This is a genomic window from Polaromonas sp. CG_9.11 (assembly GCF_015752225.1).
In the GTDB taxonomy this organism is placed as follows: Bacteria; Pseudomonadota; Gammaproteobacteria; order Burkholderiales; family Burkholderiaceae_C; genus Polaromonas.
This window is the reverse complement of record NZ_JADOVE010000010.1, coordinates 75,349-89,287: the sequence shown is the minus strand read 5'-3', so window position 1 is coordinate 89,287 and position 13,939 is coordinate 75,349. Positions and strand designations below refer to the sequence as shown.

The 13,939-nt window shown below is 64.5% G+C and carries 9 protein-coding genes; 5 read left to right on the top strand and 4 right to left on the bottom strand.

Translation table 11 applies throughout. The features are described 5' to 3' along the window. Window positions 1-98 precede the first annotated feature (98 nt). Both IWX85_RS10205 and IWX85_RS10200 read right to left on the bottom strand, forming a co-directional pair. The gene (locus IWX85_RS10205; RefSeq protein ID WP_196869654.1) at window positions 99-3,380 is read right to left on the bottom strand and encodes an exodeoxyribonuclease V subunit beta; all 3,282 of its coding nucleotides are present in this window, start codon (window positions 3,378-3,380) and stop codon (window positions 99-101) included. Between the two features lie 280 nt (window positions 3,381-3,660). Then, window positions 3,661-6,195, bottom strand: a complete 2,535-nt coding sequence (locus IWX85_RS10200; protein ID WP_196869653.1) for a PD-(D/E)XK nuclease family protein — start codon at window positions 6,193-6,195, stop codon at window positions 3,661-3,663. A 167-nt stretch (window positions 6,196-6,362) separates the two neighbouring features. On the opposite strand from IWX85_RS10200, the gene trxA reads away from it, so the two are divergent. From trxA to IWX85_RS10175, 5 genes are all read left to right on the top strand, one after another. Beyond that, window positions 6,363-6,695, top strand: coding sequence for a thioredoxin TrxA (gene trxA / locus IWX85_RS10195; protein ID WP_196869652.1), 333 nt, complete (start codon window positions 6,363-6,365; stop codon window positions 6,693-6,695). Window positions 6,696-6,975: 280 nt separating this feature from the next. Then, window positions 6,976-8,238, top strand: coding sequence for a transcription termination factor Rho (rho, locus tag IWX85_RS10190; protein WP_036804350.1), 1,263 nt, complete (start codon window positions 6,976-6,978; stop codon window positions 8,236-8,238). A gap of 96 nt (window positions 8,239-8,334) precedes the next feature. Further along, on the top strand, window positions 8,335-8,628 hold the full coding sequence (locus IWX85_RS10185; RefSeq protein ID WP_036804352.1) for a type B 50S ribosomal protein L31: 294 nt from the start codon (window positions 8,335-8,337) through the stop codon (window positions 8,626-8,628). A gap of 119 nt (window positions 8,629-8,747) precedes the next feature. After that, window positions 8,748-10,514 carry a hypothetical protein gene (locus tag IWX85_RS10180; protein ID WP_196869651.1) on the top strand — a complete coding sequence of 589 codons (1,767 nt, stop codon included), beginning with the start codon at window positions 8,748-8,750 and terminating at the stop codon, window positions 10,512-10,514. After that, window positions 10,511-11,878 carry an MATE family efflux transporter gene (locus IWX85_RS10175; protein WP_196869650.1) on the top strand — a complete coding sequence of 456 codons (1,368 nt, stop codon included), beginning with the start codon at window positions 10,511-10,513 and terminating at the stop codon, window positions 11,876-11,878. Before IWX85_RS10180 ends, IWX85_RS10175 begins: the two co-directional genes overlap by 4 nt. Here IWX85_RS10175 and phoR read toward each other — a convergent pair. Both phoR and phoB read right to left on the bottom strand, forming a co-directional pair. Further along, window positions 11,866-13,176 (bottom strand): phosphate regulon sensor histidine kinase PhoR, encoded by a 1,311-nt coding sequence (phoR, locus tag IWX85_RS10170; protein ID WP_370584257.1) that lies wholly within the window; start codon window positions 13,174-13,176, stop codon window positions 11,866-11,868. The two genes, IWX85_RS10175 and phoR, sit on opposite strands and share 13 nt — an antisense overlap. Window positions 13,177-13,208: 32 nt before the next feature. Further along, window positions 13,209-13,937, bottom strand: coding sequence for a phosphate regulon transcriptional regulator PhoB (gene phoB / locus IWX85_RS10165; protein WP_036804356.1), 729 nt, complete (start codon window positions 13,935-13,937; stop codon window positions 13,209-13,211). Between the last annotated feature and the right edge of the window lie 2 nt (window positions 13,938-13,939).

Genomic DNA, 13,939 nt, shown 5'->3' with positions numbered 1-13,939 from the left:
CAGGACGGCCAGAAAGCAAAGCAAGTGAATTGACCGCATCCGACCATGCACTTGAACAACCGTTTCTGGCAACGGGCAGCCGCTGGTCGTCACCACGTTCAACCCAGCTCCACCACCGTGCCCAGCCCCGTCAGGAAGGCCGATTTCACCGGGGCGCCTGGATAGATTCGCTGCACGGCGGCACGGTAAACCCGCATTTTGACGATCAGCTCGGGCTGCAGTTCCGGCGCCGGGGCAGACTTGTAGTCGAGCACCCACCACTGGCCTTCATGGCCCGTGTCCTTGCGCCGGACCAGGCGGTCGAGCCGCAAGGCCTGGCCCTGGAACACCAGGTCCACTTCATTGCCCTGCCAGGCCAGAACATCGTCCCGCCAGGCCCAGGCGCCGTCGCCCTGGATGATGCGCTGGGCCAGTACGGATGCCTCGGCCGCCTGCGCCGGACTGAGCCGGAACTCGCGCGCCACCGCGCCGACATGCTCGGCCGACGACGGACCGCCCCATTCGAGCAGGCGGTGCATGGCCTTGCCAATGCGGGCAATGGCCGGGTCTTCGTCCGCCGGTGTTTCGGGCAATGGCTTGGGCGGCGGTGTGTCGGGCAGCGCCGCAAGCTCGGCCAGATAAAACACGTCGGGCACGTCCTGGCTGGCGGACGCGCCGGCGGGGCTTGGCGCCGCCAGCGCCGGCAGCAGGCCCTGCAGGCCCTGCAGGCGCTGCCACCAGCTGTCGGTAGTCGTGCGGTGCGGCTCGATAGACGAGATGACCAGCGTGTGCCGGGCGCGCGTCATGGCGACATACAGGGCATTGAGTTCCTCGCGTTTGCGGGCCGCCTGCTCGGCGGCCAGCGCTTCCTGCGCGCAGGCCGGCGGCTTGCCTTCGCTGACCAGGAACACCAGCTTGCGCGGCTCGGTGGCTTCGCCGGGCCAGTCGATCAGCACGCCCATGCTGTCGGCATTGCGCTCCACCGTGTCGGTGTCCAGCAGCAGCACCGCTTCGGCTTCCAGTCCCTTGGCGCCGTGGATCGTCAGCAGCCGCACCGCCGCGTCGTTGGCCGCCACCGGCGCCAGCAATCCGCCGGCCTTGAGCGCGCGCACCAGCCCGTAAGGCGTGGCATAGCGGCCGCCCTCGCGCCCCAGCGCCACGCCGAGCAGCGCGCGCAGGTTGGCGAGCACCGCCAGGCGCCGGGCTGCGGGCGCTGCGGCCGCAAAGCGTGCCAGGACATCGCCATCGTCGTAGATGCCTTGCAGCGCGTCGTGCGGCGGCTGGCTGTCCAGCCAGCCCTTCCACCGGGTCAATATGGCCGACAGCCCTTGCAATTCAGGCGCCAGCAGCTCTGTTTTTTGTAGCAGGTCGTGCCACGGCAGCTGGTGTTCCCGTTGCAGCAGCGCGATCTGCACCAGGCTGGTGTCCTGCAGGCCGAACAGCGGCGATCGCAAGGCTCTGGCCAGCGACAGGTCGTTTTGCGGCGACACCAGCACGTCGAGCAGCGCCACCAGGTCCAGTACTTCGCAGCAGTCGATCAGGTCGGTTTTCTCGCCGATCTGCGCCGGGATGTGCAGCGCCCGCAAGGCTTCCTGCACCGGCAGCAGGCCGGCCCGCTTGCGCGACAGCACCATCACGTCCGACGGTGCCAGGCCGCTGGCAATCTGCTGGGAAATCCAGGCGGCGGCCTGGCGCGCCTCCAGTGTTCGCAATGTTTCCTCGGGCAATTCGCGCGGCGTCACCAAGCTGTCGCGCCAGCCAGCCTCGGGCGGCGTGTCCGCGCCGGCATCCGCCCCCAGCCGGGGAATCGCCGGCAGGCAGCCGGTGGCGCCGGCCTTCACTGAATCAGTACTGTGGTCGCGAAAACCGTCGTAGCCGTCCACCGCACGCGCATGGCCCATGACCGAATTGACCGTCCCGATCACCGCCAGGGCATTGCGCCGGGTGTGGTCGCAGCTGAGCAGATCGCCGCCCAGCCCCTCGACCACAAAAGCCTGCGCGGCACGAAACACCTGCGGCTCGGCGCGGCGAAAGCGGTAGATGCTCTGCTTCGGGTCGCCCACCAGGAACACGCTGGGCGCCGCGCCCGCGCCGCCGTAACCGCTCAGCCAGGACGACAGCGCCTGCCACTGCAGCGGGTTGGTGTCCTGGAACTCGTCGATCATCAGGTGCTTGATGCGCGCGTCCAGCCGCTCCTGCACCCAGCCGGCCAGCACCGGATCACCCAGCATGACCAGCGCAGCGCGCTCGACATCGTTCATGTCCACCCAGCCCTGCTCGCGCTTGAGCTGGGTGTACTGCGCAATCAGCAAGCGGCTGAGCCGGGCCATGCGCTGCTGGTGCACCCACGCCTCGTGCTGCTGGCAGGCCGCCTGCACCCGCAGCACCAGGTCCTGCGCCTGGCGCACGGTGTCGATGCCAATTATTTTTTCGCCGAACTTGCGCGGCGTTCCCTTTTCAGTCAGCAACGCGCCCAGGATGCCGGGCAGGTCCAGGTCGCGCAAGGCCTGCTGCAGTTCGACGCCTTTGGCTGAAAACGACGGTGCGCTGGCGCGGCCCAGCGCCGTGGCGGCCTGTACCAGCAAGGCGTGGCCAGGGCCGGCAGGCGCCAGGCAGTCCTGCGGCGCGGCCAGTTCGGCAAACTCCGGAAACTGCACGGCGAAAGGCTGAACCGACGCATCGACCACGCCTTTTTCATCGGCGAGTACAAACTCGGTCCGCTTGTCCAGCGCGGCCTGCAGGGCCTTGTCGGCCTGGAAGCGGCCATGCCCCTCGACCAGAGCCTCGAAGTCGGCCTGCAGCGGCGGCTCACCGGCAAGCGCCGCATAAAAGCGCCGCCACACCAGCGCCCGGGCCGGCGCATCGTCTTCCAGCAACTGGTAGTTCACCGGCATACCCAGCCGGTGCAGTACCGCCACGGGGGCGCTGCGCAGCAAGGCGGCAAACCAGCCGTGAAAGGTGCGTATCTGCACCGAACGGCCGTTAGCGAGCATGGAGCGGTACAGATTGGACAGCTGCCGGCGCATGTCGGCATTGGACTGCAGGCCTTTTTGGCTTGAAACGCCGCGCATGACCAGTTCCTGGCGCAGGGTTTCGTCGTCGGCATGGGTGAACTTTTGCAGCCATTCGTCCAGCCGCTCGCGCATCTCGCCGGCGGCCTTCCTGGTGAAGGTGATGGCCAGGATTTCATGCGGCCGCACCGCATCGCGCGGCGTGCCGTCGGCGTGGTCCGGGGCGTTCACGCCATCAAGCAGCGCCCGCACGATGCGCGAGACCAGCATCCAGGTCTTGCCCGCACCGGCGCAGGCCTCGACCGCCACGCTGCGGCGCGGATCGCAGGCAATGGCGTAAAAGGCGTCGGCGGAAACGGGCTGGCCGTTGCATTCGTAGGCGGCGGTCATGAAAGGTCTCTCTTGGTCATTGGAAAGCATGCGTCAAACGGAAAAACAAAGCGTGGGTTACAAAGCGCGGGTCATACGCCATACGAACCTCTAGAACCAGCCGGGGCCGCAAGTAGGACGGCCCCCTCAAAGGGCAGCGAACTACACAAACTAAGAAGCGTGGGAGCGTCATCCTCCCCGTCCATGCAAGTTCCCGCCGCGGAACTGGCTTTGCCAGGCCGCAGGCGGGGCGGCCCCCTCGGGGGGCAGCGAACCACACGCAGTGGGGAGCGTGGGGGCCTTATTCACTCCAGAAGTCTTTTCGGCACAGGCCGCGTGCCGAACAATAGTCGCAGGCCTTGCCTTCCCCAAGCGCTGGCAGCGACGCGCCCTCGGCAATGCGGGCCATGTCAATCAGGATGCCGTCAATCAGGGCATCGCGCAATTCGACGATATCGGGCTGGTCGTAGGTGCGGGTTGGCTCCTTTTCGCCCAGGTTGACATAGCTAGCGGCCAGCGTGTCGTCGGCGTTCAGGGCCGCATAGAAAGCCAGCTGCGTGTCTTCCATGCCATGTTTGATGCGCTCGGCGGTGGTGGTGCGCGGCTCGGTCTTGTAGTCGATCAGCAGCAGCCCGCCGCCCGCCTGCCGGTCGATGCGGTCGATCTGGCCGATCAGCGTCAGCTCGCCCAGCGGCATCTCGCGCCACTGCTCGGCACTGTCAAAGCAGGCACCCGTGGCCTCGTGCGCGGCCAGCCACGCCAGGTAACCGTCGCGCACCGGCCCCCAGGCGGCGGCAAACGGCAAAAATTCGCTGCTGCTCAGGCCGAGCTTTTTCGTAGCTTGCTCGGCCGCTACATTAATCATAGCTATCCGTGTAGTCTGGTCCTGCGCAGGAGCCTCTTTCAAGGCTTCATGAAAGGTGCAGAGCAGGCTGTGTAGCCAGTTGCCGAAATCACGCTTGCCGAGTTCGCTTTCCAGTTCGTCCGATTCGTTCAGACCCAACTGACGCAGCGCAAAAAAACGGTAAGGGCAGGCACGCAGGTCGCCATAGCTGCTGGCCGACAGCCGCGTGACAGGCAGCGCCTCGCCGATGGGCTGCGGCCGCAGCGTCGGGCAAGCCGCCACGGTACGCAGGCTGCGCGGGTCGCTCGCCAGATCGGACGCAAGCCGGCGGCCAAGCAGCAGTTCCTGTACGAATCCACTGGGCATCAGGTGCTCGCCGGCTTCGCTGCGTCGCCACAACAGGTCCACATGCGGCAGTTGCAAGGCGTAGGTCCAGGCACGGCGCGACACCCGGGCCAGCGCCTCGCGGGACGCCAGGCCGAGCAGCTCGCGCTGGCTGGGCGTCCACTGGCCCGGCGGGTCGGGCGACACCGGCAGGCGGATCTCGTCACAGCCGGGCATCACGACCGCCTGCATCGACCGGCCCAGCAGTTGCGCCAGTGGCAGGATCACGACCTGCTCGTGCGTCGGATGCTCGGGAGAAAACGTCTGCGCTTCCAGCGCCTGGTTGACCCAGCTGGTGAATTCCCTGAGCTTCATGACCGGCGCGTCGGCAAACTCGCTTTCCGCACCTTCGTGCAGGCGAAGCGTCTCCAGTACCCGCTGGCCAGCCTCGTCGCGTGCCAGCCCTTCCCACTGTCCGGCCAATTGCAGGGCGGCACGCAGGTCGCGCAGCCACGTGGCCAGCAGGCGTGGGCGAGTCATGGCATCGCGCAGCCGGTTCACCTGCCGGGCCAAGGGCTGGGCAATGGCCAGCGCCTCCAGCGGCGCCGTCGGCAGGTCGCGCCAGGCCCGCGCACCAAACTTGCGCACCTCGGCTTCAGCCTGCGTGACGGTGGCGTCGGCAAAGGCCGGGGCATTCTTCAGCCAGTCAAGCACTGCGTCGGTAGACACGTCCCACGGCAAGGCGCGCAGCAGGCCCATCAGACGGGCAGCGGCGCGCGAGGTGGACAGCTTCCAGCCGGTTTCATCGCGCATAAAAATGCCGCGCCTGGACAGCATCGCGGCCACACGGCGGGTCAGCTGGCGATCCTGGGCAATCAGCGCCACCGGGCAGCGGCCTTGCGCCAGGTGCGCCAGCACACAGGCCGTGGCGCGGCAGGCTTCGTCTTCGGCGTCGAGCGCCGCATGCAGCGCCGGCAGCGGCGCGCCGGAGGCCTCGGGTTCATCCTCGGGCAGGCACAGCGCGATCGACAGCGCACGCTCGCCAAAATGCAACCTCAGCGCCTCGGTCACCGGCTCGGCCTGGAAACCCTCGACGACCACCAGCAGTGCCGGCGCGGCCTGGAACAGCCGGTCTGATGCGTAGCCAGAGGCCGCGACCCAGGCCAGCGCGATGCGCCCGACGGCCGCTTCCAGCGCCAGCACCGGCGAGTCCAGGCCGACGCCCAGCGCCTCGGCCACCGAGTCGCTCCAGGCCTGGCGTTCGGCGGGCAGCACGCTGGCGGCCACGTGGCTCAGGCTCCAGGCGGCCTCGACCAGACGGCCGGCCAGCGCATCCTGCTGCGCCGCGAGCCCGGCCTGGCCGAGCAGTGACGCAGCGGTCAGCATGTCAACCGACACATCCATCCGCAGATCGACACCCGATGGCGTGAACATGCCCAGCGTGCCGCCCAGGCCGCTGGCCCAGTTCATGGTGGTTTCAAAACGCGGAACAAAAAAAGTGCCGCCGGCGTTTTCAGCCCAGGTCTGGCGCGCCTGCTGAATCAACTGGGCATAAGGCAGCAGCACGACCACCTCGGAAGGATGAAGGTCGCGCGACGCAATGATTTGGGCCAGTTGCCGGATGGCCTGGTGCCAGCAACGCCCGGAAAGGGAAGGTGAAATGGTCATGAAGGGGGAACGCGAAGTTTTTCAATCAACAAAAGAGCAGCTGGCGCCCCGCAGCGGCGGTCTATCGGTGCGATAGCAGTTGGCCAGTGCCCGTGGCCCTTGTTTCTGCCACAATAAACGCAACGTTGCTTACTCTTTCCTATCGTAACCAGACCCAAGGAGCCATCATGGCCAATGAACTGATCAAACATACCACCGATGCCACCTTTGACGCCGATGTGCTCAAGTCCACCACCCCCGTGCTGGTTGACTACTGGGCTGAGTGGTGCGGTCCCTGCAAGATGATTGCCCCGATTCTTGACGACGTGGCCACCGGTTACGAAGGCAAGCTGAAGATAGCCAAGATGAATGTCGACGAGAACCGCGAGATTCCTGCCAAGTTCGGCATTCGCGGCATCCCGACGCTGATGCTCTTCAAAGACGGCGAACTGGCCGCAACCAAGGTAGGTGCGCTGAGCAAGTCTCAACTGATAGCCTTTATCGACCAGCAACTGGCCTGATCACCAGGAAAGCCGGAAAAGCCTTGAAGCCTTCATCCGGCCTTTTTTATCTCGCTAGCTTGTTTCGCCCTGCCTTTTACCTTCCCATTGTTCATGCCCGCTGACGCTCTTGGCAAACCCCAGCATCAGCGCATAAATTTCCTGTCATAATCAATTTTATTCGCCTGCCGGCCGCTGCCAGCAGGTTCGAGTTTCCGGTTTGTCAGCCTTCTAGTCTAGAAGCAGCTTCTTTTCAAACCTCCCCCCGTTTTTCCAAATCAACTCCGCCAGGAGTCATCCCATGCACTTAAACGAACTCAAGGCACTGCACGTGTCTGAAGTCCTCAAGCAGGCGGAAGCCCTTGAGATCGAAAACGTCGGCCGTATGCGCAAGCAGGAATTGATGTTCGCCATCATCAAGAAACGTGCCAAGACGGGTGAAACCATCGTCGCCGATGGCGTGCTGGAAGTACTGCCCGACGGTTTCGGTTTCCTGCGCGCGCCCGATTCGAGTTACACCGCGTCTACCGATGACATTTATATCAGCCCGAGCCAGATCCGCCGCTTCAACCTGCACACCGGCGACATGATTGAAGGCGAAGTGCGCACGCCCAAAGACGGCGAACGTTACTTTGCTTTAAACAAGCTTGACAAGATCAACGACGGCCCGCCCGAGGACAACAAGCACAAGGTCATGTTCGAGAACCTCACGCCATTGTTCCCGCGCGAGCAGTTCAAGCTTGAGCGCGACATCAAGGCCGAGGAAAACCTGACCAGCCGCATCATCGACATCATTGCGCCCATCGGCAAGGGCCAGCGCGCCCTGCTGGTGGCGCCGCCCAAGTCCGGCAAGACGGTGATGATGCAGAACATCGCCCACGCCATCGTGGCCAACTACCCCGAAGTGGTCATGATGGTGCTGCTGGTTGACGAGCGTCCGGAAGAAGTGACCGAGATGCAGCGCAGCGTGCGCGCCGAAGTCATTTCATCGACCTTTGACGAGCCCGCCGCGCGCCATGTGCATGTGGCGGAAATGGTGATCGAGCGCGCCAAGCGTCTGGTCGAACTCGGCAAGGACGTGGTGATCTTGCTCGACTCCATCACCCGCCTGGCGCGTGCTTACAACAATGTGCTGCCCTCGTCGGGCAAGGTGCTGAGCGGTGGCGTGGATGCCAATGCGCTGCAACGCCCCAAACGCTTTTTTGGCGCCGCCCGCAAGATCGAGGAAGGCGGCAGCTTGACCATCATCGGCACCGCCCTGATCGACACTGGCAGCCGCATGGACGAGGTTATTTTTGAAGAATTTAAGGGCACAGGCAACTGCGAGATCCACCTGGACCGCCGTCTGTACGAAAAGCGCGTGTTCCCGGCGCTCAACCTCAACCGCAGCGGCACCCGCAAAGAAGAGTTGCTGCTGGCCCCCGAAATCCTGCAAAAGTCACGCATCCTGCGTCAGTTCATGTACAACATGGACGAGATTGAGTCGATGGAGCTGATGCTGAAAAACATGAAGGCCACGAAAAACAACCACGAGTTCTTCGACATGATGCGCCGTGGTGGCTGACTCTATTGCCATTTGATGTGATAATCATGGGCTTCATGGAAAGTGCCTGGAACTGGTCCGGGTGGCTACCAAAACAATGAAAAAGGAAAGAGAATCATGAAAACAGGCATTCACCCCAATTACCGCGAAGTTTGTTTCCTGGACATGTCCAACAACTTCAAGTTCGTGACACGTTCGTGCGCCAACACCAAAGAAATGGTGAAAATGGAAGACGGCCGTGAACTGCCGCTGTACAAGCTCGACACGTCCAGCGAATCGCACCCGTTCTACACCGGTACGCAAAAATCCGTGGACAACATGGGTGGACGCGTTGAGCGCTTTCGCAATCGCTTCGGCAAGACTACAGCCAAGGAAACAGCCCCCGAAGCTGCACCGGTCGCTGCCGAATAAGCTGAACAAGCCTTTACCCGTCAGCATAAAAAGCAGCCTGAAGTTCAGGCTGCTTTTTTTTCGGCTAAATTTCCTGCCTCGGGCACATTGCGCACAGGCCCTTCCATCGCCAAGCTGTTTTGAACAAACCTTCCCCCGCCATCATTGCCCAGTCTGCCGTGCGGCGCCTGCCGCGGCGGGCGCTGCTGCTGTTCTGCGCGGCCTACATCCTTCCCGGATTCCTCGGGCGCAGCCCGTGGAAAAACGAGGACATCGCGGCCTTTGGCGTGATGCGCGAACTTACCTTGCCTGCAGCCAACTGGCTGCAACCCCAGCTACTCGGCCAGTTCACCGGCTTCGATGCCTTGCTGCCCTACTGGCTTGGCGCGCTGGCCATCAAGCTGCTGCCTTTTCTTGATCCCGCCATGGCGGTACGCATTCCCTACATGCTGCTGCTGGCGCTGACATTACTGACCAGCTGGTATGCGGTGTATTACCTGGCCCGAAGCCCGCAGGCCCAGCCCGTGGCATTTGCTTTTGGCGGCGAGGCTGATCCGGTGGACTATGCGCGGGCGATTGCCGACGGCGGCGTGCTGGCGCTGATTGCCTGCCTGGGCCTGGCGCAGTTCTCGCACGAAACCACGCCGGCCCTGGCGCAACTGGGGTTTACCTCGCTGGCGTTCTACGCCATGGCGGCCAGCCCGTACCGCCGTGCCACCCGGGTTGCCGGTCCTGCGCTGGGCCTGCTGACAGGCCTGGCCGGACTGGCCTTGAGTGGTGCGCCGACGCTGGCACTGCTGCTCGGCGTGGGCGGCACGCTGGTGGAATGGTCGCATACGCGGTGGAACCCTTCATCCCATCGAGACGCCGCAAGCGACCGGCAGTCCTGGCACTGGGTACTGCTGATCGCCAGCATCACGCTGGCCGTTTCGCTGTTGAGTTTCGGGCTGGATTTGTGGCGCTGGCGGATCGAACTGCCCGGCACCGACGGCCAGTCCGCCTGGAGTGAATGGGAGAGCCTGGGACGCCTGCTGCTGTGGTTCACCTGGCCGGCCGGGCCGCTGGCCCTCTGGACGCTGTGGCGCTGGCGCCGGCAACTGTCCAGCCGGCATGTGGCGCTGCCAATGTGGTTTGCCGGCATGGCCGTGGTCTCTGCGTTCACCACCGATGCTTCAGACCGCAGCCTGCTGCTGAGCCTGCCGCCGCTGGCAGCGCTGGCCGCCTTTGCCCTTCCCACGCTCAAGCGCAGCGTGGCATCGCTGATCGACTGGTTCACGCTGCTGTTTTTCACCACCTGCGCCATTGCCATCTGGGTGATCTGGATTGCCATGCAAACCGGCGTTCCCCGGCAACCGGCGGCCAACGTCGCCAAGCTGGCACCCGGATTTGAGCCGAGCTTTTCGCTGCTGGCCTTTGTCACTGCCGTCGCTGCCACACTGGCCTGGGCCTGGCTGGTGCGCTGGCGCACCGGCGCGCATCAGGCCGCCATCTGGAAATCGCTGGTATTGCCTGCCGGTGGTACCACCCTGTGCTGGCTGCTGCTGATGACGCTCTGGATGCCATTGCTGGACTATGCGCGCAGCCTGGCGCCGCTGTCGCGCCAGGTGGCCAGCCTGGTCGACAGAAAAAACTGTGTTGAAATTTTCGGCGTGGGCAGCGCCCAGGCGGCGGCCCTCCAATACCACGGCCAACTTGAACTGCGCCAGGCAACGCCGCTGGCAAGCTGTCCTTACCTGGTGGTGGATGTCAGTGCGCAGGCGCGCCTGGGCAGCGTGGTCAACCTTCCCGACTGGGCGTTCCAGGCCACGGTGCGAAAACCCACTGACAAGACGGAAAACATGCTGGTGTACAAGCGGATCAGCCTGGGTGCGGTGCCTGGACCAGCGGGTGTGCCCCGCAGCCCATGAGCGAACTGCGGATCATCAGCCGCCACGCGGGCACGATCCTGGTTGGCCAGCTGGCGGTGATGGCCTTCGGCGTTGCCGACACGGTCATTGCCGGGCGCCACAGTGAAGCCGCACTGGCCGCGCTGTCGGTCGGCTCGGCGCTTTATATCAGTGTGTATGTCGGCTTGATGGGCATTGTGCAGGCGCTGCTTCCCATATGGGCCGAGATGCTGGGGGGGCGCCGGCATGCGGCCGTTGGTCCGTCATTGCGCCAAAGCCTGTACCTGTGCGGCGTCATCAGCTTCGCGGGCATGGCAGCTCTGCTGTTTCCGGGACCGCTGCTGCGCTGGGCCCAGGTTCCTGCGCCCATGCAGGACGAAGTCCAGCGCTACCTTGGTGTGCTGGCCTTTGCCTTTGCGCCTTCGCTGCTGTTCAAGCTCTACGCGACGTTCAACCAATCGCTGGGCAAGCCGCGCTTGGTGACCTGGCTGCAGATTGCCGCGCTGGCGATCAAGATCCCGCTGTCGGTCTGGTGGGTCGCAGGCGGCGCAGGTGTTGACGCCATGGGCGTCGTCGGCTGCGCCTGGGCCACCCTGGTCGTCAACTATGTGCTGCTGGCGCTCGCCGTGATGATGCTGCGCACCCAGGACATCTACCGGCCCTTCCAGCTCTGGCAGCGCATGGAGCGGCCCGACTGGCGACAGCTCGGCGCCTTCCTGCGGCTTGGCCTTCCGGGGGGTCTGGCCTATTTCGTGGAGGTCACCTCCTTCACCCTGATGGCGCTGTTCATCGCCCGGCTGGGCACCGTTGCATCGGCCAGCCACCAGATCGCTGCCAGCGTGGCCGCCGTGCTGTACATGATGCCGCTGTCAATGGCGGTGGCCTGCAGCGCCCGCGTGTCCTTCTGGCTGGGCGCGGGCCGCCCGGACCAGGCAAGACGCGCGGTTTTTACAGGATTTAGGCTGACTGCGCTTGTTGCGCTTTGTTTTGCAGCTACTGTTTTCATAGCGTCGCCGACACTGGCCGGCTGGTATTCGGCAAGTCCTGCCGTCGTGGCCCTGGCGTCCGGGCTGCTGCCTTGGGTGGCGCTCTACCATGTTGCCGATGCCTTGCAGGCGCTGTGCGCCTTTTTGCTGCGCTGCTACCGCATCACCATCGCGCCGCTGGCGTTGTATGGCGCGCTGCTCTGGGGACTGGGTCTGTATGGTGGTTACCAGCTGGCTTACGTGGGTCTGGCCGGGCACCCGGCCACGCAGGCTGCAGGCAGCTTCTGGTTGGCCAGCACCGTGGCGATTGGCCTGGTGGCCAGTGCATTGCTGGGCATTCTGGTGCATGCGGTGAGCCGCAGCCAGCGGGGATTTACCGTCAGCCTTCAGGCTGGCTGAAGCTGCCGACGCACCCGGGCCGCAGGAAAAACGATGCAAAAGCATGAACCCTGCCCCACCTGGCTATCAATTTGCAGTTCAGCCCCGTGACGCTGCGTCACATGCTTGACGATGGCCAGGCCCAGGCCGGTACCGCCGGTCTCGCGCGAGCGGCTGCGATCCACCCTGTAAAACCGTTCGGTCAGCCGTGGCAGGTGCTCGGCGGCAATGCCCGGCCCTGAATCCCTGACACAGAACCTGCCGCGTCCATCAGTCAGCAACGTCCAGGTGACGCGGATCAAGCCGGCCTCGGGCGTGTAGCGGACGGCATTCGTCACCAGATTGGACAAGGCGCTGCCGAGTTCGCGCCCGATACCGGCGATGTCGCAGGCCGGGCCGGGGTCGAACACCAGTTGATGGCCCTGTGGCGACAGCACGCTGGACAGCCCGCGGGCTTCCTGCTCGCATTGCGCAAACAGAGAAGCGATGGCCGTCCATTCATGGGTCCCGGGCTGCGGGCTGCCCTCCAGCCGCGACAGCGTCAGCAGATCGTCCACCAGGGTCTGCATGCGCTGCGACTGCTGGGCCATCAGCGCCAGGTAGCGGTCGCGGTCAAGCTTTTTGAGAGGCAAATTTTGCAGCGTCTCGATGAAGCCGGCCACCACTGTCAGCGGCGTGCGAATTTCATGCGATACATTGGCAACGAAATCGCGCCGCATGGCCTCGGCCTGCTCTAGCGCGGTGATGTCGCGCGACAGGAGCAGTTTCTTGTCCTTGCCATAACGGTGCACATGAACCGACAGCTTGACCGGCCGGCCGGCGGTATTGAAATTTCCCGGGATCAGCACCTCTTGCAAGAAACTGGCAGCCGCCAGGTAGGCGCTGAAAGCCGGGTCGCGCACCAGATTGGCGATGTGCTGCTGAATATCGCGCCGGGCATCGAAACCGAAATGCTGGGCAGCCGTCTGGTTGCACCATTCGATGCGCCCCTCGTCGTCCAGCAGTACCACACCATTGGGCGATGCCTGCAGTGCCGCCAGGAATTCGTCCAGCATGGCCTGGCTGTCGCGGTACTGTTCATGGCGGTTTTTCAGCAGTCGGCGCACGCGGTCGGCCGCTTCGCCCCAGACGCCGGGAAGACGGGGGCGGGAACCAGCCATCAACATGGGCATTTCGTTGCTTTGCTCCGAGCGCAGCCAGTTCAGAAGTCGCCGGGCGTAAAAACCGTCCATGAGCTGCCAGGCAGCGCCGCCCAGCATCAAACCCCAGGCCAGGCCTTCGCGGGACGCCAGCCACCAGCCCAGGGCCCCGCCCGCCATTGCGAAGACAGCCCAAACGATCCAGCGGCCGATCATGACTCCGGAGATGCCGCAGCAGCAGGAGTTTTTGCCATGCCGCCGGTCAGCCGGTAGCCCGCTCCACGGACGGTTTCCACCATTGCGCCGGCCTGCCCAAGGGCTTCACGCAGACGCTTGACATGCACATCAACCGTGCGTTCCTCGATGAACACATGGTCGCCCCAGACTTTGTCGAGCAGGCTCGCTCGGCTGTGAACCCGCTCCGGATGCTTCATCAGATGGTGCAGCAGCTTGAACTCGGTTGGCCCCAGCTTGAGTTCCTGGCTTTTCCAGGCAATGCGGTGCGTGGCAGCGTCCAGCACCAGCGCGCCCACGGTCACGCGGTCGCCCGGCGACTCCTCAGGCGTACGGCGACGCAACACGGCCCGGATGCGGGCGAGCAGTTCCTGCGTCGAAAAGGGCTTGGTAATGTAGTCGTCGGCGCCGGCATCGAGCCCGGCCACCTTGTCAGGTTCGTCTCCGCGCGCTGTCAGCATCAGGATGGGAATGCCTTTGGTGCGCTCGTGCTTGCGCCAGTGGCGCGCCAGGCTCAGGCCACTCTGGCCGGGCAGCATCCAGTCGAGCAGGATCACGTCGGGCAACTCGGCGTCGAGTTCGCGCTGGGCCGCCACGCTGTCGTAGGCCAGCACCGGCGTGAAGCCGCCATGCTTCAGGTTGACCTGAATCAGTTCGGCAATGGCCGGTTCGTCCTCGACGATCAATACGCGGGGCAGGTGCTTCATGG

What these genes read in the sequence shown, in the direction of transcription:
- IWX85_RS10175 (WP_196869650.1), top strand. Translation starts at nt 10,511, where the DNA reads ATGAGCGAACTGCGGATCATCAGCCGCCACGCGGGCACGATCCTGGTT.
- IWX85_RS10205 (WP_196869654.1), bottom strand. Translation starts at nt 3,380, where the DNA reads ATGACCGCCGCCTACGAATGCAACGGCCAGCCCGTTTCCGCCGACGCC.
- phoR (WP_370584257.1), bottom strand. Translation starts at nt 13,176, where the DNA reads ATGGCGGGCGGGGCCCTGGGCTGGTGGCTGGCGTCCCGCGAAGGCCTG.
- IWX85_RS10185 (WP_036804352.1), top strand. Translation starts at nt 8,335, where the DNA reads ATGAAAACAGGCATTCACCCCAATTACCGCGAAGTTTGTTTCCTGGAC.
- phoB (WP_036804356.1), bottom strand. Translation starts at nt 13,937, where the DNA reads ATGAAGCACCTGCCCCGCGTATTGATCGTCGAGGACGAACCGGCCATT.
- rho (WP_036804350.1), top strand. Translation starts at nt 6,976, where the DNA reads ATGCACTTAAACGAACTCAAGGCACTGCACGTGTCTGAAGTCCTCAAG.
- IWX85_RS10200 (WP_196869653.1), bottom strand. Translation starts at nt 6,195, where the DNA reads ATGACCATTTCACCTTCCCTTTCCGGGCGTTGCTGGCACCAGGCCATC.
- trxA (WP_196869652.1), top strand. Translation starts at nt 6,363, where the DNA reads ATGGCCAATGAACTGATCAAACATACCACCGATGCCACCTTTGACGCC.